Below are 17,940 nucleotides of genomic sequence, written 5' to 3' on the forward strand. Positions count from 1 at the left end.
CAGCGGGAGAGCCCAAATTTAAGACAAAAAAAACCACCGCAAGCGGTGGTTAAAGCACTAATCAACAGTTTAAACGGGGGAGATAACTCCCCCCTTGAGTGGGTTGATACGGTAAGAACTGTTTTGCAGGTTCCTTAGTAGCCGTTCAGTTTATCGATGTACTCCGGTAGGAATAGCGAGATCTGCGGCACATAAGTAATCAGGATGAGGAACCCTAGCAATAAGCAGAGCCATGGCAGACAGGCCTTAATAACCCATATCATGTTCTGCCCGGTAATCCCGGCGGTCACAAAGAGGTTGAGTCCCACCGGCGGGGTGAGCATCCCGATCTCCATGTTTACAACCATGATGATACCTAGGTGAATTGGATCAATACCTAGCTGCGTAGCAATTGGGAACAGGATCGGCGCCATAATCAATAGGATCGCTGAAGGCTCCATGAAGTTACCCGCAATCAGTAGCAAGATGTTGACTACGATCAGGAAGCCCCACGCTGGTAGACCCCAAGCTAGAATCTGCTCTGCAATCGTGTGCGGAATACGCTCTGTTGTAAGAACGTGCGCAAACAGCATTGCGTTGGCAATGATGAATAGCAGCATCATGGATACTTTAGATGCATCTAGCAGTACTTTACGGACTTCTGGGTCATTGATGGACTTAGGTAAAGCCCAAAGCATCTGCAGTGCGTTTCGCACCGCTGCAGTCACAAAGTTCTCGCCATCTTTCTGCCACGGAATACCTTTCATCGGACCAATATCACGGTAACCCATTACCGCAATAAAGTAGCCGTATACTGCAGCTACTGCCGCCGCTTCCGTTGGAGATGCCACACCACCGTAGATGGAACCTAGTACGATGAAAATCAGCATCAAACCACCCATCGCAATTAGGCCAGACTTAGCCAACGCTCGGAAACCTGGGAACGGCTGAGATGGTAGACCTTTAACACGCGCAACGATGTAGATAGCGATCATTAGGATCAGACCCATCATTAGGCCCGGGATGAAACCCGCCATAAACATACGTGAAGCCGAAACTTCAGTCGCAGCAGCGTATACCAGCATTACGATAGACGGTGGGATCAAGATACCCAAAGTACCCGCATTCGCAATTACACCAGCAGCGAAAGACTGTGGGTAACCAGAGCGCACCATACCCGCGATACAAATCGTACCGATCGCCGCTACTGTCGCTGGAGATGAACCAGATACCGCAGCAAATAGCATACACGCCATTACCGACGCCATCGCCAGACCGCCTCGGATATGACCCACGGTATCAACCGCAAAGTTAATCAAACGTTTTGCTACCCCCCCGGTAGACAAAAACGCAGAGGACAGAATGAAGAACGGGATCGCAAGTAGCGTGTAATGCTCTGAAGTCGCCTCAAACAGTTTCAATGCAATCGATGCAAGGGAGTCATTTGAAAACAACAAAATAGTGGTTACAGAAGATAAGCCCAATGCGATAGCAATCGGCATACCGATGATCATGCACCCAAACAGAGTGATAAACAGTACAGCAATAGTCATTTATTTATCCTCCTGCTTTTTTTGATTTTGGCTGTCGTTAGGGTCGCCTAGTGCTGTTTCTTTCAGCTCGTTAGCGATCTCCATTGACTCTTCCGCTTCATCCGCGAAGTGGAAGCCATCAGCCTTGTGCGTAATTACTTTCCAACCCAGTTCTAAGAAGCGAATGATCAGAAGCACAAAGCCAATCACCAAGATGCTCATAGGGATCCATTTCGGTACTGGAAGATCTTCCAGTTCGATACCGATCATCTTCATCTTGCTGATATAGATCCAAGAGCCGTATAAGAACAGTCCGCAGTAAACCAAGCACAAGCCAACAGCAGCTAAAGTGACATACCGATGCATATTTTCAGGCATCAGTTTTACAAAAACATCCACGCCGATATGGGCACCTACTTTGACACCATAAGAAGCACCAAAGAGTACAAACCATGCAGCGAGTAAAAGGGTCACTTCCTGTGCCCAATGGATACCAGCGTTAAAACCAAAGCGCGCTACTACTTCAGCAAATACCAGTAATGTCATTGAAACTAGAAGCAGGGATAAAAAACCCTCTTCCAATTTTGTTACTAGATTACGAACCATATACAGCCCCCCTAGCGACTCACGTCGTTAATAGTTTTTTTTCAAAAGGAGATATTCACAGGACAACCCACGGCTAGCGCCGTTATTCGTTCTCCTCTGAACATAACCGAGCGGGCCAAGCCCACTCGGTTAGGTGACGTGATATTAGTTGCTTGCTTCAGCAGCTTTGATCAGATCAGCACCGATCTCATCTTCAAACTGCTTCCATACAGGCTTCATCGCTTCAACCCACTGAGCACGTTCTGCATCAGATAGGCTAACTACTTGAGAACGCTTAGAATCGATGATTTTTTGCTTATCAGACGCAGCTTTTTCAGCAGCAATGCCGTTACCGTGTTTGATTGCTTCGTCTAGGGCTTTTTTAACTTCAACTTTCAGATTTGCATCAAGACCCATCCAGAACTCAGCAGAAGTTACTACTAAGTAGTCCAGTACACCGTGGTTAGATTCAGTGATGAAAGGCTGAACTTCGAAAAACTTCTTAGAGTAGATGTTTGACCAAGTATTTTCCTGACCATCGATCGCTTTAGTCTGTAGAAGTGTAAATACTTCAGAGAAAGGCTTTTTCAGAGGAACAGCGTCTACAGCTTCAAATTGAGCCTGAAGTACATCAGAAGTCATGATACGGAACTTTTTACCTGAAGCATCAGCTGGTACTTTTAGCTCTTGGCTTGCAGAAAGCTGCTTCATACCGTTGTGTAGGTAACCTAGACCCACTAGACCTTTGCTCTGAAGAGAACCTAGTAGTTTTTGACCATCAGGGCTGTTCTGGAATTTTTCTACCGCAGCCATATCTTTAAACAGGAAAGGCAGATCGAAAATCTGAAGTTTTTTAGTGAACTTCTGGAATTTAGATAGAGAAGGTGCAGCCATCTGCACATCACCTAGCAACATAGCTTCCAAAACTTTATTGTCACCGAATAGCTGAGAGTTAGGGAAGACCTTAACTTCAACTTTGCCAGCTAGACGCTCATCTACTAGCTCTTTAAATTTAAGAGCCATCTGGCCTTTTGGTGTATTTTCAGCAACCACGTGAGAAAACTTAATTTCTACTGGGGCTGCAACAGCAGCTTGTGCTCCTAGAGTTAGTGCAAGGGAAGTTACCGCAGCAGTCAGTAAACGCATTGTGCATCTCCTGTTTAATTGAATTTAATTATGCTTGTTTTGTTTGAAATTCAGCGCTTTCTGTTTTTAGCAGTCACAGAACTTTCTGAACCCATGACACTAGACAGCAAAGAAAGGGCCAATTCTTAAAATTAAATTCAATAAAGACCTGAAGGCCCTATAAGCATTGAGATAGCGGAAATTTAATCATTTTCTTAGTAGGTTTTAGGTCATTTTAAAAATGGCGGATTTCCACTCACTTTTCATTTCTAAATAGGCGAATTACCATCCATCCTTGCTGTTATTTATTGAATCAGCATCCAAAAATAGCGTTTCATTGATCTACATCGAAAGAACAAAGCACCTAAGGCTTGTGTGTAATATCAGCTTCGCCTTATGATGAGTTACTGACTATGCTAACCACTATTATAAAAATGACGTCAATTATGACGGGAGCTGAAGTGTGAAATTGGATGGCCTATCAATTCAAACAAAGGTAAACATTTCTCTAGCAGTTGTGTTCCTGATTATCTTGGTTAGTTCTCTAACCGCGATATATCGTAGTGAAACTCAGTTAGTTTCTGAAGTTGTTCAACGTACAACAACCGAGACAGCTGATTCCTACTTTGACAGTATCAATATACTGATGCTGAGCGGTGCCATGTCTAACCGTGAAACCCTACAGAAAAAGATTCTTGCTAACCCTGATGTATTAGAAGCACGCATTATCCGCGCCGATAGTGTTTCCAAAGTGTACGGACCAGGTACCGAAGACTCCAAAATAATGGATGATCTAGATAAGCGTGCAATGCAAGGCGAGCAAATAATTGAAGAGATCGATGATGATAAAGGACATCGTTTAACCGTTATCACACCGATGAAAGCCCTACCTGACTACAAAGGCACTAACTGTTTACTCTGTCACCAGACTACTGAAGGCGATGTATTAGGGGCTGTGCGTGTCACTTACTCTTTTGAAAACCTAGATAATACTATTCGTGCTAACTTGGTCAGCGTCGCGCTAACCGAGCTGGTTTTGTTTATCATTGGTTTAGTGCTAATCAGCCTTTTACTTGGCCATCTTGTGGTACGCCCAGTTAAGCGCATGGGTAAAACCATCAACACAATCCATAAGAACTCTGACCTGAAACTGCGTATAGACGTGAATTCAAGCGATGAGATTGGAACAATGTCTACTTCATTGAATACCATGCTTGCGGACTTTCACTCCAGTTTGAGTAAAGTAAGCTCTACTGTTCATCAGCTAAGCTCATCAAGTACATCAATCAATGATATTGCTGATATGGCGAATAGCGCTGTGAACAATCAGCAGATTCAAACCAGTGCTGTCGCATCTGCTATGGAACAAATGGAAGCGGCAACTAAAAGTGTTGAAGCCAGCGCTGAAAATACCGTATCTGCATCTGACCTAGCCCTTGAGCAAAGTCAGGAAGGTACTCATATTACTCAACAGGCAATCAATGCCATTGATTCTCTGAAGAGTAATATTGACCGAGCTCTGAATGTTATCAACAAGCTAGATGAACAAAGTCAGAGTGTTGGAACCGTACTAGAAGTAATTCAAAAAATTGCTGAGCAAACTAACTTACTGGCGCTTAACGCTGCAATCGAAGCCGCACGTGCCGGTGAACAAGGCCGGGGCTTTGCTGTGGTAGCGGACGAAGTACGCACCCTAGCAAGTAAAACGCGCAACTCGACTGAAGAGATCAACGCGATTATTGAAGAGCTTCAAAACGATGCCCGTGATGCTGTATCCGTTATGGATCAAGCGCACGCGAGTGCAGAAGCTGGTGTAGAGAAAGTTCAGGAAACCTCTGATGCACTGATAAAAATTGCCGAAGAAGTTCGTGCGATTAACGATATGAACCATATGGTTTCATCATCTGTTAAAGAGCAAACAGAGATGGCTAGTAGCGTTGAATCCAGTGTGCATGAGATCGCTCAAACAGCTGAGCACACTTCATCTCGTGCTGGTCAACTGAACCAAGTTGCTCATGAGCTGAATACGCTAGCTGGACAGCTAGAAATGATGGTACAGAAATTCAAACTGTAACCTTCTAAACAAAATAAAGAAGCCGCCAATATGGCGGCTTCTTTTTTAATAGAACGTGAAGGGAATCGCTCTATTCTTTCACCCGTCACTACTCGGGTAGCTGATACACAGCTTTAGAAATTTGCTGTAGCTGTTAACCACAGTTTACTTTTGTCTGTTCCTGTATCACCTGCATCATAATCAGCATATTTCAGACTTAGGCCGTAGTTTTTACCAAATTTTTTAGCCGCAACAAAACCCCATTCTGAGCCTAAATCAGCGCCCGTTTCTTCAGCTTCATAGTCGTGATACACCGCCAACAATTTTACACCTACTAACTTAGTACCGACACTGACATAAAGATCCTCAATACCGTCTGCAGGTGTCGCTAAGAACTTATCCGTCCAACCCTGAAATTTATGCTTAGTGGCTAACGGCGTGTTAAATGCCACGCCATCATCAGAGCCAAGAACTTCTTGGCCTAGCTTGGTTGTTACCCCAGAGAACGCCACTCCCCCCTCTACCAGATAGTAATCTGGGTCAGTCGAGCCGTTATCCTGTGTAGCGTACTCAGCTGTGTATAGCAGCTTTGTATTACCCGCATCTTGAGAACCGCTAAAACGGACACCGTAAGTATCTATGTCATAGCCATCTACTTTATCTTCCTCAAAGTTGTAGTAGTAACCTGTTAACGCACCAAATGGCAGACCTTTATATTTTACGTTGAATAGGTGTGTCTTATGTTTGCTGTCTGACCCTGTAATACCATGGACATCATTGATGTAAGCGTAAAACACATCTGTATCGGTTAGAGAACTGTTCTTAACCGACAGGGAATCGTAAGTCTGCTCGTTCTGACGGAAACCTACACCACCAACAAAACGCTGGTTATCTAAAAGGATACGCTGGCGACCAACCTTTACAGTGGTATCAGACAAACCTGTAAATGCTAAATACGCTTGGTTTACTTCTGTGCCTTCAGGGTCAACGATTTTTGTTTTCGTTCCCATGCCATTAACGCCGTCGTTGTACTCGACATCGTCCAGTTCAGTTACGTCATCTACTTCAACCAATGCAGATACAGATTTGAATTCATCTGTTTTAAAGGTTAATCGAGACTTTAACGTCAAAGCATTCGCATCTTCAGCAGCAGAATCATCTTCAACATCTTCATAACGTAATCGGAAGCTCACTGAGGTTTCACCATTTTGAAATGCTTCGGCAATAGACTCAGCGGCATAGGCTGATGGGGGCGATATAGCTGCGATAGCCGTGGCTAACAACAACTTAGAGGGCAGTTGATTCATTGTTTACTCCTAACTCACAAAAGATTGCTAGTACTGGAGCAACGCCTATGCCAACAGGCGTATTTTTAAGAAAATCAGCTCAGCAAACATTAAAAATGCATAAATTGCACATTTTTGAATCAGCTAAAGCAACGCCTGCTTTTCTGCGGTGCAGCAAAACAGATTAAGTCAACACCGAGTTAGTGCAGACTCGTCCAGAATTAATCCGATATTTTGAAAGGGTATCTACCACAAAATTATTACAACCTTACCCACAAGGCTTATTTTGAATATTTGATCATTAATTAATGAACCTATTTTTCTCGAATAGGTCACTCTTAAGGAAACGGAACCCTTCTTTGGAGAATAGCCTTGTATATACGCGCATTCGTAGCAAGCTTTACGATCTTATTGACCTCTCAAACTAAGGCTGCAACATTGGATGTTACTGTTCTAAACCCCGATAAATCAGGGGTAAATTCCATCGTCCTCTATGCTGAACCTTTAGACCAGCCAGCTCCTAAGATAGAACGTCAGAAAATCGAGATCACACAAAAAGATCGCGCATTTGCGCCGCATATTACGGTGATGCAACGCCAAGATGAGGTACAGTTCAGTAATAAAGATGACTTTACCCACCATATCTATTCGATCTCTGGACCAAACCGTTTTTCCTTTAAACTGAAATCAGGCGAATCCAAGGCCCTAGAGGCGTTTGAACCCGATTCATCCACTGAAACCGTCGCTATGGGTTGTAACATCCATGATTGGATGAGCGGTTTCATACTTATCGTCGATACACCCTATTTTGCTAAAACCCCTAAAACCGGAACCGTTTCATTCGATCTTCACCACTTGGGCAGATATCGCCTAACCTTATGGCATCCGCAGTTAAAAGCGGAAAACAATCGATTAACGCAGATAGTGGATATTAGCCAAGACCAAAAACTGACCTGGCAATTGAGCGAAACCTTCTACGAAGTGCAGCCAAAGGCTGACGAAGAAGACTTCGAGTTTCTGGATGAATACTGATTATTGGATGAACTGAACATGGGCAGTTTAAAAACCAAAATATTTATATTCTTTGTCGCCTTATTAATGGTGGCGCAAGCAGCATCTTTGTGGATGGTCTACGACGCCAACAATAAGCAAGGTGATGTCCAGATCCAATCGCGGCTCAATGCCGCTGTCTCCGTTTTTGACACCCTCTATCAACAACGAAACTACTATCTCCAAGCCTTCGCAGAAACAGCAGCAAAAGATTTTGGTTTAAAAGAGGTTTTCGGTGCTGACCAACGCAGTTTTCTGATTGCATTGAATAACCACCGCAAGCGTATTGATGCCGATATAGCAATCGCTATAGACCAAGAGTTCTCGATTATCGGCCAGTTGATACGCCGCAATCCAAATGAAAAAATCCGTTTAGGCCCCGAACAAGGCCAACCGTTCCCTTCGACACAATGGTTTGGCGTAGATGGCACGTTCACCAAACTGTACCAGCAAGAAAACGAGTTATACCAACTCAGTTTTGCTCCATTAAAAAGTGGGCAACAAGTCGTCGGCTGGATCGGCTATGGCTATCAGATTAATACCACCCTGGCACAAAACTTTGCCGATATTACTGGGCTGAGTATCGAATTCATGTTGCAGCAGGAAGATAACCAATGGCGTGCTATTGCTGCTGCGATTCCGACAAGCCATCCTCAAGCTCCAAGTCAGCAAGGTTTAGCTGTTATTGAAAATAGGGTACCAGACCACCTTTTCGCAACCCAGATTGAAGTAGGTATGGTCAGCAAGAGTCCTCTGCAAGTAACGATCTTTGGCTCTCGTTCTAACTTGCTGGAAACCCTACAAGAGAACTGGTGGCACCTACTAGCACTTGAAGGCGGTATGGTGACAATAACCATGCTAGCAGCCTATCTCCTCGCAGGCAGTATTACCCAACCGGTCAGAAAGCTTGTACGTCAAGCTCAGTATATTGCGCGCGGTAACTATGAGAGTAGCGTAGATATTAGTGAAAAGAACGAGATGGGGCAGCTTGCGAAAGAGTTTAATCAGATGCAACAAGCGGTCTTGGTTCGAGAGCAAAAGATCAGCCACCAGCTCAAGCATAATAGCCTGACCAATCTCCCTAACCGTTTCTCCCTACTCGAAACTCTAGACACCCTGCTGCAGCAAAAAGACACTTTCTTTAGCCTTCTCCATCTGGATATTCGTCGCACACGCACCGTCAACGACACACTTGGCTACCAAATTGGCGATATGATGATTAAAGAAGTAGGTAAACGCCTGTTGAAGCTCAACGGTGCCAGCCAAACCTTCCATTTAGATGGTGACGAATTCGCCATGCTGATCGAGTGTTCGACACTTAATGAGCTGGTGCAATGGCAACAAAAAATTGAGCAAGTGATGGATGACCCTCTGTGTGGTGAAGACACCCTGCTCCACTTACAGTTACAGGTTGGCTTTGCCCGCGTGCCTGAAGATGCCGACGATCCACAAACATTGCTGCAAAAAGCTGATACCGCACTTAGCCATGGTAAAAAAGCACAACAAAGCTTCCAGCAATATCTCCCAGAAATGGATGCCGATGCCAACCGTCGTTTAAGCTTAGTAAACGACCTTAAGGTGGCTATCGCTGAAGATCAGCTTTGTTTATTCTATCAGCCGAAACTGGATCTCAAAACGGGCAAGGTACATCAACTGGAAGCATTAGTTCGCTGGCAGCATCCTATTCAGGGCATGATTCCACCCGATTCCTTTATCTCTATCGCTGAGCAAACAGGCCAGATCGATGCTCTCAGCAATTGGGTAATGAATGAAGCCGCTCGACAGTATCAAGCTTGGGCAGAAATAGGGTTACATCTGTCTATCGCGGTGAACATCTCTGCGGAAAACCTAAAAAACCAACAGCTGATCAATACTCTCAAAGGGATTTGGAAAACACATCAACTGCCGCAAAACTCACTTTCCCTAGAAGTAACGGAAAGTGCCGTAGTGAGTGACCCAGAGAGCGCAATTAAAATGCTCTGCGAAATAAAGGATCAAGGGATCAAACTGTCGATTGATGACTATGGAACAGGTTACTCATCACTAGCTCAGCTAAAACAGATGCCAGTCTCCGAACTAAAAATCGACCGCTCATTTGTCGATAAGGTTCACATGAGCAGCGACGACCAGATCATTGTTAGATCCACCATCCGCATGGCCCATGATATGGGTCTTACAGTTGTCGCCGAGGGCATCGAAGATCAAGAAACCCTGACATGGTTAGAACAACATGACTGTGATTTAGCACAGGGCTATTTCATCAGCCGACCTCAACCCGCAAGCGAACTAAGTAGTTGGCTGCTAGAATCGGAGTACAACCCGTCTTCGATCACAAAGGTTTTACATGGATAGTCGCTGGTTTGCAGGATTGACGCTTTTATCTCTGCCTGTACATGCAATTGATGTAGATTTGAAAGGACTCGTTGATATCCGAGCCAGCCACTCTTCCGGCGAACCTAGTTATGTCAGTGGTCAATTCGGCAAGCTCCAAAACTCGCCCGGCGGCGATCTATCTCTCGGGCAGCTAGGCCTAAACTTAAAGCTAGGTTTGAGTGACCAGCTCAGTTTTGTTGTCGTAGGGAACAGCTTTGTCGATGATGAAAAAAGCGAAGTTGGGCTGACTGAGGTTTTCCTTAAATATTCAGGCCTTCCCAGTGAAAACGGTGTTAGGCACAGCGCTCGCGTCGGTGCATTTTACCCACCCATATCATTAGAGAACAGAGCCACTGCTTGGTCACCTGCTAATACCCTGACTCCTTCCACGATGAACAGCTGGATTGGTGAGGAGGTACGCACCACCGGCGTAGAATACACGGCAGAGTGGTTAGGAAAGTTCAGAGAGGTCGATTACGATCTAAAGCTCAACACAGGTTTATTTGGTTTTAACGATACCGCTGGTGCGATGCTGTCTTGGCATGGTTGGGCGCTTAGCAGTCACCAATCCGTTATCGGCGAAGGCCTCCTCGTCCCGCAAACACCTGCGCAAACGACTCTGCTCACAGATCAAGCAAAAGAATCTGACCCTTTTCATGAAGGGGATGACCGCCTTGGCTACTTTTTAAATGCCGAATATAAGCTGAAAAAGAAACTACTTCTGCAAGCGGGTTACTACGATAACAATGCCACCCCTTATATGATTCAAGATGGGCAATATGGCTGGGAGACTCGGTTTGCCTATACCGGTTTTCGTTGGCAAATCGATAAACAGTGGAGCCTTATGGGTCAGCTGATGCAGGGTTCAACGTTGATGCAATCTCCACAACGTGAGAATGTGGTCGATAACGATTACCGTAGCGCCTATCTAACCTTAAGCTGGCGAAACGGTCCTCATCGAGTATCGACACGTCTAGAAGAGTTTTCGGTTACAGATTTTGATCAAACGGTTGGCGACAACAATGATGAATACGGCAAAGCCTTTACCCTCAGCTACCGTTACCGTCTAAACCGCCAGTGGTTTCTGTTGAATGAGTTCAATTGGATAAATAGCACCCGAGCCGCAAGAGCATACAACCAAGATGATCAAAAGCAGCTAGAACGCCAACTCCAAGTAGCGCTCCGTTACTATTTTTAAGTAAAAATTTACAATTTTTTTGCTGTTCAATGCGTCTTTTTAAAACCTGTTACGTCTAGTTATGTACAACATAACTAAACAGAGTAAAAAGATGCTTAAAGTTGTCAGTTTTAAAATTTGTCCATTCGTACAACGCGTTACCGCTTTACTAGAAGCAAAACAGATTCCTTATGAGATTGAATATATCCGCCTAAAGGAAAAGCCAGAGTGGTTTCTCGAAGTTTCACCTCATGGGCAAGTCCCTCTTGTTATTACTGATTCAGGCCAAGCTCTCTTCGAATCAGAAGCGCTTATTGAATATATCGAAGAGGTTTACCCGACTTTAAATTCAGACCGTTCAGCAGAAGAGAAAGCTATCGACCGTGCTTGGAGCTACCTCGCGTCTAAGCTATATCTTGTTCAATGCAGCGCTCAAAGAAGCCCTGATAAAAACACCCTAGAACAACGGTCTGAGAGTTTAAACAAAGCCTTTGCCAAAATTGAAAAGGCTCTAGAAAACCAGTCTTTCTTTAACAGCTCGACTATTGGTTTGGTAGATATTGCATGGCTACCGCTTTTACACCGTGCCAATATCATTTATCGCTGTAGCGGTTACGACTTTCTAGATGGCTACCCTAAAATGAAACAGTGGCAACAGAACCTGTTAGCAACCAGTATAGCTGAACAATCGGTGGCAGAGGATTTTGACTCTCGTTTTTGTGATTTTTATCTATCAAACGAAACTTACCTTGGGCAAACATGTTCTGCGAACAAAAGCAGTAGTAACTCAGCATGTGTAAGTCAAAGCTGCTGTTAACTTAAATACACCTCTGCTTTCTCTCAGCTTAGAGAAAGCAGAAATTCATATCCGCCAGTGGAGTTTTCGATTGAAAATAGAAAGTATTTGGCAGCAATACAGCCAGCATTTAAGAGCATTTCTGCTCTCAAAAGTCTCTAGCCCTGATGATGTTGATGACCTTTTACAGGACATATTGTTGAAAACCCATCAACACATCAGCTCACTCAAAGCTCAAGACAAACTAAAGCCATGGCTTTTTAAGATTGCAACTAACAGGGTGATTGATTTCTATCGCCAACAAGGCCGTGCGCTCCCTGAGGACGTCATCGAACAATGGTATACAGATGAACAACATACAGAACACGAACTCAGTGCCTGCATACTGCCCTTTATCAACGCACTTCCTTCTAAGGAAGCTGATTTATTGAAAGCTATTGATATCGAAGGCCAATCACAAAAGGACCATGCAACCCAATTAGGCGTTAATTATTCGGCGTTAAAATCTAGAGTACAACGCGCACGCGTTCAGTTACGCCAACTATTTGAAGAGTGCTGCACTCTGGAATTTGATCGTCATGGCAAGGTGATTACATTTGAACCGAAGCATCAAGCCTGCAAACAATGTAAACCCAGAGAAAGTAGAGGCTAATAGCTAGCCCCTATTTAAAGTCTTTCTTATCCAACCCGTACTTCTTCATTTTGTCGTAAAGAGTTTTTCGAGGTAAACCAAGGCTAGTTAATGTCTCTTTGATGGAACCCGCGCAACGCGCAAGCTCAGCCTGAATCAACATGCTTTCAAATTGCTCGACCTTATCCGGCAGGCTCATGTTGCTGTAGCCATCGCTTTCAGTGATCGGTTTATTCTCAAAGTCGAATGTACAACTTTCACCCAAAAGCACATATCGCTCAGCCAGATTGCGAAGTTCACGGACATTGCCCGGCCAATCGTGGGTCATCAAACTGTGCATACGTTCAGCCGATAACAGCGGCACCTCTCGGCCATATTGCGAAGAAGCAATCAATGAGAAGTGCTGGAACAACAAGCCTATATCTTCACGGCGCTCACGTAGCGGCGGGATATCCACTCGCACAACATTCAGACGGTAATAGAGATCTTCTCGGAAACTCCCCTGTTCGGCAGCCTCACGTAGATCTACCTTAGTTGCTGCAATCACTCGAAGATCGAGCGGAATGACTTCGTTAGCGCCAAGGCGTTCAATTGCCCGCTCTTCCAATACTCGCAGTAACTTAATCTGCAGGGTCATCGGCATGCTTTCGATCTCATCCAAAAACAGCGTACCGCCATTAGCATGCTCAAACTTACCAATACGACGTGCTTTCGCATCGGTAAACGCGCCCTTTTCATGGCCAAAGAGCTCAGATTCGATCAGATTTTCGGGGACAGCACCGCAGTTAATCGCGACAAAATTTTGATCGCGGCGGTGGCTATGCTCATGGATGTAGCGGGCCATCAGGTCTTTACCTGTACCAGTTTCACCCAAGATCAAAATATCAGCCGGGGTATCAGCAATTGCATGCACTAAACCACGTACTTGGGCGATCATGGAGGTATTACCGATTATACGTGGGCCCGGCGCGCTCTGAGCTTCCAACTCTAATTTAAGACGGCGGTTTTCGATAACCAGATTGCGCTTCTCTATCGCTCGGCGCACCACATCTAACATCAGATCAGAAGAGAAAGGTTTTTCGATAAAGTCGTAGGCACCATCTCGCATAGCACCCACCGCCATAGTGATATCACCATGACCGGTAATCAGTATCACAGGCAAGGTGGCATCGAGATTAACCACCTGCTTCATCAACTCAAGACCATCCATGCCCGGCAGATTGATATCGGTAATTAAAATACCTGGCCAATCGTCCTGAATAATAGCGAAAGCTTGCTCAGCCGTTTCAACGGCAGTAACTTCATAGCCCGCTAATTCAAGGGCCTGTCCAGCCGCTAACCGAATATGTTCTTCATCATCCACTAAAAGAATGGGCAATAACCTATTCTCACTCATGCGGCTTTCCATTTCTTAATTAACCAATCGTGTTATTAAGGTTATCAGGCTGCTCGGCTTTAGGTAAGCAAATACGGAACACGGCTCCACCTTGAGCATGATTTGAGACCGCCAGCTCCCCGCCCATACTTTCAATAATACGGTGAGAGATCGACAAACCCAGCCCTAAACCTTGACCCGCTTTTTTGGTGGTGTAGAAAGGTTCAAATACGCGGTTCAACTCCTGCGACGGTATACCCGGGCCGAAGTCACGTACATTAAGGCTGATCTGCTGGTCTTGTTCAGACAAGCTGATATCCACCACTGGTTTGGTCTGATTTTCCATCGCTTGCAGAGCATTACTGATCAGATTGACCAATACCTGCTCCAAACGCACGGTGTCGCCGAGCACATAGATCCGTTCCAGACCAGATGGCCAATTTACCTCTGCATCCGCCTTGCTTAAACGCCCATACATGATCGACATCGCGCCATCATGTACATTTTTAAGACAAACCGGCTCCACGCCACCTGTTGTTTTGCGCGAGAACTCTTTCAGCGGATGAATGATCTTCGCCATTCGCTCGGTCAGGCCACTAATTTCGCTGAGGTTCTTCTCTACCGGTTCGGTTTTACCTAATTCCATAAAGGCTTTGGCATTATCCGCATATGTGCGGATAGCCGTTAACGGCTGATTCAACTCATGGTTGATACCCGCAGACATCTGCCCAAGCACCGCCAACTTCGCCGTCTGAATCAGCTCATTTTGGGTGTTCTCGTGCTTGGCGACTTCGTCACGAAGTTTAAGGTTGGCATTGGTAAGATCTTCGGTACGTGCTGCAACCCTATGCTCTAGCAACTCTCGCGCACGTTTTAACTCTTCTTCGTACTGCTTACGCTGAGTAATATCGTGAATGGTGACGATAAAGCGTTTCACCACACCATAATCCATATGACCGATAATCAATTCAATTGGAAACTCAGAACCATCTTTGCGCAATCCTAGCGCTTCTGTGTACAGCTCCTGCTGCCGATCACTATCTGGGGCCGTTAAGTGCTGCCAACAGAGCGCACGATCGTTCTGGGAGAGGAATTTACTAAAGTATTTACTCCTTACCTCCTGTTCGTCATAACCAAACAGTTTTTCAGCCATCAAGTTCAGGCTTTCAATCCGTCCCTGATCATCCAACGTGATTAGACCGGCTTGCGTGTTATCAATGATGGCCCGTACACGCTGCTCGCTCGCTTCCAAAGCTTGGGTTTCTTTGAGCTTAAAACGTGCGCGCTCTCGAGTAATACGCTGTCGTGTCAGCAGCACTAACACCAACAAGATTAACGCGAGGAAGATAAAACCTGCAGTCAGAGCGGTATAGAACATCCGCACTTTAACCGCCTTTGTACTGGCTAAAACCACCACCGTTAAGCCGCTATCAGGTAGCTCTCTACTTTGCAGAAGAAATTCACGTGGCCGGATGCCATCGAGGGCTTGGTTTTTTATTCGCTTACCGTCCACCAGCGTAATCAAAGTCGCACCATTTTCCTGTGGTGCACGCGAAATAATCTCGAGGGCCGTTAAAGTATGATCACCATAGCGCAGACTCTCCGAAATGCGTTGGATATCAGCTTTGGTCAATGGATGTAGGGTTCTGAATTTCCAATCTTCTCGGGTTGAGATAAAGATAACGCCATCTTCATCGGTCACTAGAATATCCAGATCAGGATCGGTCCAATCTGATTCAATTTCGTTTAGATCAATTTTTACAACCACAACCCCAATGATCTGGCTGCGCAGATAAACAGGGTAAGAGAAATAGTAACCACGTCTGTTAGACACTGACCCCAACGCAAAATAGCGTCCAGGTTTACCTTTAATCGCATCTTGAAAGTAGGGACGATAAGCGTAATTTTTCCCCATAAAAGAGTAGGCTTCAGCCCAGTTACTCGAGGCAATAGCCGTCCCATCCTTGTCCATCAGATACACATCAGTCGCATTAATCGAATTATTCACTGATTCTAGATAGACACTGGCCTGACCTGAAAGGAACGCATCTTCAGGGTTAGCCAAAGCTTCAACCAATGTGGAGTGTGATGAAAGTAGCGCAGGCAGGTCTTTATATCGATCTAGTTTCTGCTGCAGGCTCAACAGGTAACGATTGAGATCGGCACCGGAGCGTTGCTGCAAGGTTTGATAACCTTGGGACTGACTAAGAAATGTAATTTGCCCAACCACCAATAGGAATGCAAAAGCCAAAACGACAAAGAATAGCAGCCGATACTGACGCCAGCGAAGTGATTGAGTCTGTGGCATAAAACCTCGCCTGTCTGTGCAAAAAGGGCTTTTATTAACGTAACTGCAAAAGAAATACTTAATTTCGTTAACATAACCGCTCTATACTAAGGTATATATTCTTTAACGCCAAACATGGCGAAGAGTATTAATACATAACTATATTATTTGCGTAATCTGAAGAAGGGACTAGTTACTCTTATGCTGAAACGAACCAAAATTGTAGCAACCTTGGGTCCATCCACCGATGAACCTGGTGTTTTGGAAGATATTTTAAGAAACGGCGTAAACACTGTACGTCTAAATTTCTCCCACGGCAGCGCGGATGACCACCGCCGTCGTGCCAGTGAGGTCCGTAAAGCAGCACGTAAACTGGGTTTATCTATCGCAATTTTAGGCGACCTACAGGGTCCTAAAATTCGTATCGCACGATTTAAAGACACTAAGATCCAACTAGAAACAGGCGATACCTTTGTTCTGGATTCAGAACTGGGTAATGAAGATGGCGACCAAACCCAAGTCGGTATCGATTACAAAGCACTACCAGAAGATAGCCAAGCCGGCGATATCCTTTTACTCGATGATGGCCGCGTTCAGTTGAAAGTCACTGCGGTCAACGACTCCCGTATCGAAACCGAAGTGATCATTGGCGGTCCACTTTCCAACAACAAAGGCATCAACCGTCAAGGTGGCGGCCTATCAGCTGCCGCTCTAACAGAGAAAGACCGTCGCGATATTAAAGTCGCTGGTGATATCGATATGGATTATATCGCCGTCTCTTTCCCTCGTAGCGCGGCCGATCTACACGAAGCACGCGAACTACTAGATCACGCGGGAAGCCGAGCAGAGATTATCGCTAAGGTAGAACGTGCCGAAACTGTAGCTAGCAACGAAGCGCTGGATGAGATCATCTTAGCCTGTGACGGCATTATGGTAGCCCGTGGCGACCTAGGCGTAGAGATTGGCGATGCCGAGCTAATTGGCGTGCAGAAACACCTGATCAAACGCTCTCGTGAACTCAATCGTTTTGTGATCACTGCGACACAGATGATGGAAACCATGATCGAAAACTCTATGCCAACCCGTGCTGAAGTCTTCGACGTTGCTAATGCGATTTTAGATGGTACCGATGCGGTGATGCTATCTGCGGAAACTGCGGCCGGTCAGCACCCAGTGGAAGTGGTTAAGTCGATGACTTCGATTTGCCAAGGCGCTGAGAAACATCAGTTGTCTCGTCCTGCGCCGACCAACATCACGCAAAAGCTGGAACGTTTCGATGAAACAATTGCACGTTCAGCAATGTATACGGCGAATAACTTGTTGGGTGTTAAAGCAATCATCTGCTTAACCGAGTCGGGCTCCACTCCGCTGTGGATGTCACGTATCCGTTCAGGTCTGCCGATCTTTGCAGTAACACGCAATGAACGTACTATGCGCCGTACTGCACTGTACCGTGGTGTAGAACCGATCTTCTTCGATGCCACTCAGATCGAAAAAGAGAAGCTAAACGAAGAGATTCTGGCGGGCCTTAAAGCTCGTAACCTTTTAGAAACGGGCGATCTTGTTATCCTCACCCGCGGGGCATCCCTCGGTGAAGATGGTGGCACTAACTCTATGCAGGTTTTAGCGGTTCAATAAGCCATGATGAGGGGAAGCATTTGCTTCCCCTCAAACTTTTTTGAATGTAAAAA

At 45.4% G+C, this 17,940-nt stretch carries 13 protein-coding genes; 7 read left to right on the top strand and 6 right to left on the bottom strand.

Annotated features, from left to right (window positions below; genetic code table 11):
* Nucleotides 1-134 precede the first annotated feature (134 nt).
* From ACMXYR_RS15930 to ACMXYR_RS15940, 3 genes are all read right to left on the bottom strand, one after another.
* Nucleotides 135-1,532 (bottom strand): TRAP transporter large permease, encoded by a 1,398-nt coding sequence (locus tag ACMXYR_RS15930; protein ID WP_415886227.1) that lies wholly within the window; start codon nt 1,530-1,532, stop codon nt 135-137.
* Nucleotides 1,533-2,117, bottom strand: coding sequence for a TRAP transporter small permease (locus ACMXYR_RS15935; RefSeq protein WP_415897157.1), 585 nt, complete (start codon nt 2,115-2,117; stop codon nt 1,533-1,535). It abuts the gene before it with no gap.
* A 144-nt stretch (nt 2,118-2,261) separates the two neighbouring features.
* On the bottom strand, nt 2,262-3,242 hold the full coding sequence (locus tag ACMXYR_RS15940) for a TRAP transporter substrate-binding protein (protein WP_415902314.1): 981 nt from the start codon (nt 3,240-3,242) through the stop codon (nt 2,262-2,264).
* A gap of 442 nt (nt 3,243-3,684) precedes the next feature.
* Here ACMXYR_RS15940 and ACMXYR_RS15945 point away from each other — a divergent pair, with 442 nt between their 5' ends.
* Nucleotides 3,685-5,295, top strand: a complete 1,611-nt coding sequence (locus ACMXYR_RS15945) for a methyl-accepting chemotaxis protein (protein WP_415886231.1) — start codon at nt 3,685-3,687, stop codon at nt 5,293-5,295.
* Between the two features lie 113 nt (nt 5,296-5,408).
* Here ACMXYR_RS15945 and ACMXYR_RS15950 read toward each other — a convergent pair whose 3' ends face one another.
* Nucleotides 5,409-6,581: an alginate export family protein gene (locus ACMXYR_RS15950; protein ID WP_415902315.1), complete on the bottom strand. Its 1,173-nt coding sequence runs from the start codon at nt 6,579-6,581 to the stop codon at nt 5,409-5,411.
* A 351-nt stretch (nt 6,582-6,932) separates the two neighbouring features.
* On the opposite strand from ACMXYR_RS15950, the gene ACMXYR_RS15955 reads away from it, so the two are divergent.
* From ACMXYR_RS15955 to sigZ, 5 genes are all read left to right on the top strand, one after another.
* Nucleotides 6,933-7,592 carry a hypothetical protein gene (locus ACMXYR_RS15955; RefSeq protein WP_415902316.1) on the top strand — a complete coding sequence of 220 codons (660 nt, stop codon included), beginning with the start codon at nt 6,933-6,935 and terminating at the stop codon, nt 7,590-7,592.
* 18 nt (nt 7,593-7,610) lie between these two features.
* Nucleotides 7,611-9,962 carry a putative bifunctional diguanylate cyclase/phosphodiesterase gene (locus ACMXYR_RS15960; RefSeq protein WP_415902317.1) on the top strand — a complete coding sequence of 784 codons (2,352 nt, stop codon included), beginning with the start codon at nt 7,611-7,613 and terminating at the stop codon, nt 9,960-9,962.
* Nucleotides 9,955-11,181, top strand: a complete 1,227-nt coding sequence (locus ACMXYR_RS15965) for a hypothetical protein (protein ID WP_415902318.1) — start codon at nt 9,955-9,957, stop codon at nt 11,179-11,181. Before ACMXYR_RS15960 ends, ACMXYR_RS15965 begins: the two co-directional genes overlap by 8 nt.
* A gap of 91 nt (nt 11,182-11,272) precedes the next feature.
* Entirely contained in the window at nt 11,273-11,977 is a 705-nt protein-coding gene (locus tag ACMXYR_RS15970; RefSeq protein ID WP_415902319.1) for a glutathione S-transferase family protein, read from the top strand.
* 70 nt (nt 11,978-12,047) lie between these two features.
* Nucleotides 12,048-12,608: an RNA polymerase sigma factor SigZ gene (gene sigZ, locus ACMXYR_RS15975; RefSeq protein ID WP_415902320.1), complete on the top strand. Its 561-nt coding sequence runs from the start codon at nt 12,048-12,050 to the stop codon at nt 12,606-12,608.
* Between the two features lie 10 nt (nt 12,609-12,618).
* Here sigZ and ACMXYR_RS15980 read toward each other — a convergent pair whose 3' ends face one another.
* Both ACMXYR_RS15980 and ACMXYR_RS15985 read right to left on the bottom strand, forming a co-directional pair.
* Complete coding sequence (locus tag ACMXYR_RS15980; RefSeq protein ID WP_415902321.1) at nt 12,619-13,983, bottom strand: sigma-54-dependent transcriptional regulator; 1,365 nt, start codon at nt 13,981-13,983, stop codon at nt 12,619-12,621.
* 19 nt (nt 13,984-14,002) lie between these two features.
* Nucleotides 14,003-16,270: an ATP-binding protein gene (locus tag ACMXYR_RS15985; protein WP_415902322.1), complete on the bottom strand. Its 2,268-nt coding sequence runs from the start codon at nt 16,268-16,270 to the stop codon at nt 14,003-14,005.
* Between the two features lie 180 nt (nt 16,271-16,450).
* On the opposite strand from ACMXYR_RS15985, the gene pyk reads away from it, so the two are divergent.
* The gene (gene pyk, locus ACMXYR_RS15990) at nt 16,451-17,887 is read left to right on the top strand and encodes a pyruvate kinase (protein ID WP_415892815.1); all 1,437 of its coding nucleotides are present in this window, start codon (nt 16,451-16,453) and stop codon (nt 17,885-17,887) included.
* Nucleotides 17,888-17,940: the final 53 nt, after the last annotated feature.

The sequence above is a fragment of the Neptuniibacter sp. QD29_5 genome (assembly GCF_047778125.1).
Classification (GTDB): Bacteria; Pseudomonadota; Gammaproteobacteria; order Pseudomonadales; family Balneatricaceae; genus Neptuniibacter.

Coding starts and splice junctions, on each gene's coding strand:
- ACMXYR_RS15940 (WP_415902314.1), bottom strand. CDS start 3,242: ATGCGTTTACTGACTGCTGCGGTAACTTCCCTTGCACTAACTCTAGGA.
- ACMXYR_RS15960 (WP_415902317.1), top strand. CDS start 7,611: ATGGGCAGTTTAAAAACCAAAATATTTATATTCTTTGTCGCCTTATTA.
- ACMXYR_RS15985 (WP_415902322.1), bottom strand. CDS start 16,270: ATGCCACAGACTCAATCACTTCGCTGGCGTCAGTATCGGCTGCTATTC.
- pyk (WP_415892815.1), top strand. CDS start 16,451: ATGCTGAAACGAACCAAAATTGTAGCAACCTTGGGTCCATCCACCGAT.
- ACMXYR_RS15970 (WP_415902319.1), top strand. CDS start 11,273: ATGCTTAAAGTTGTCAGTTTTAAAATTTGTCCATTCGTACAACGCGTT.
- ACMXYR_RS15965 (WP_415902318.1), top strand. CDS start 9,955: ATGGATAGTCGCTGGTTTGCAGGATTGACGCTTTTATCTCTGCCTGTA.
- ACMXYR_RS15980 (WP_415902321.1), bottom strand. CDS start 13,983: ATGAGTGAGAATAGGTTATTGCCCATTCTTTTAGTGGATGATGAAGAA.
- ACMXYR_RS15930 (WP_415886227.1), bottom strand. CDS start 1,532: ATGACTATTGCTGTACTGTTTATCACTCTGTTTGGGTGCATGATCATC.
- ACMXYR_RS15935 (WP_415897157.1), bottom strand. CDS start 2,117: ATGGTTCGTAATCTAGTAACAAAATTGGAAGAGGGTTTTTTATCCCTG.
- ACMXYR_RS15950 (WP_415902315.1), bottom strand. CDS start 6,581: ATGAATCAACTGCCCTCTAAGTTGTTGTTAGCCACGGCTATCGCAGCT.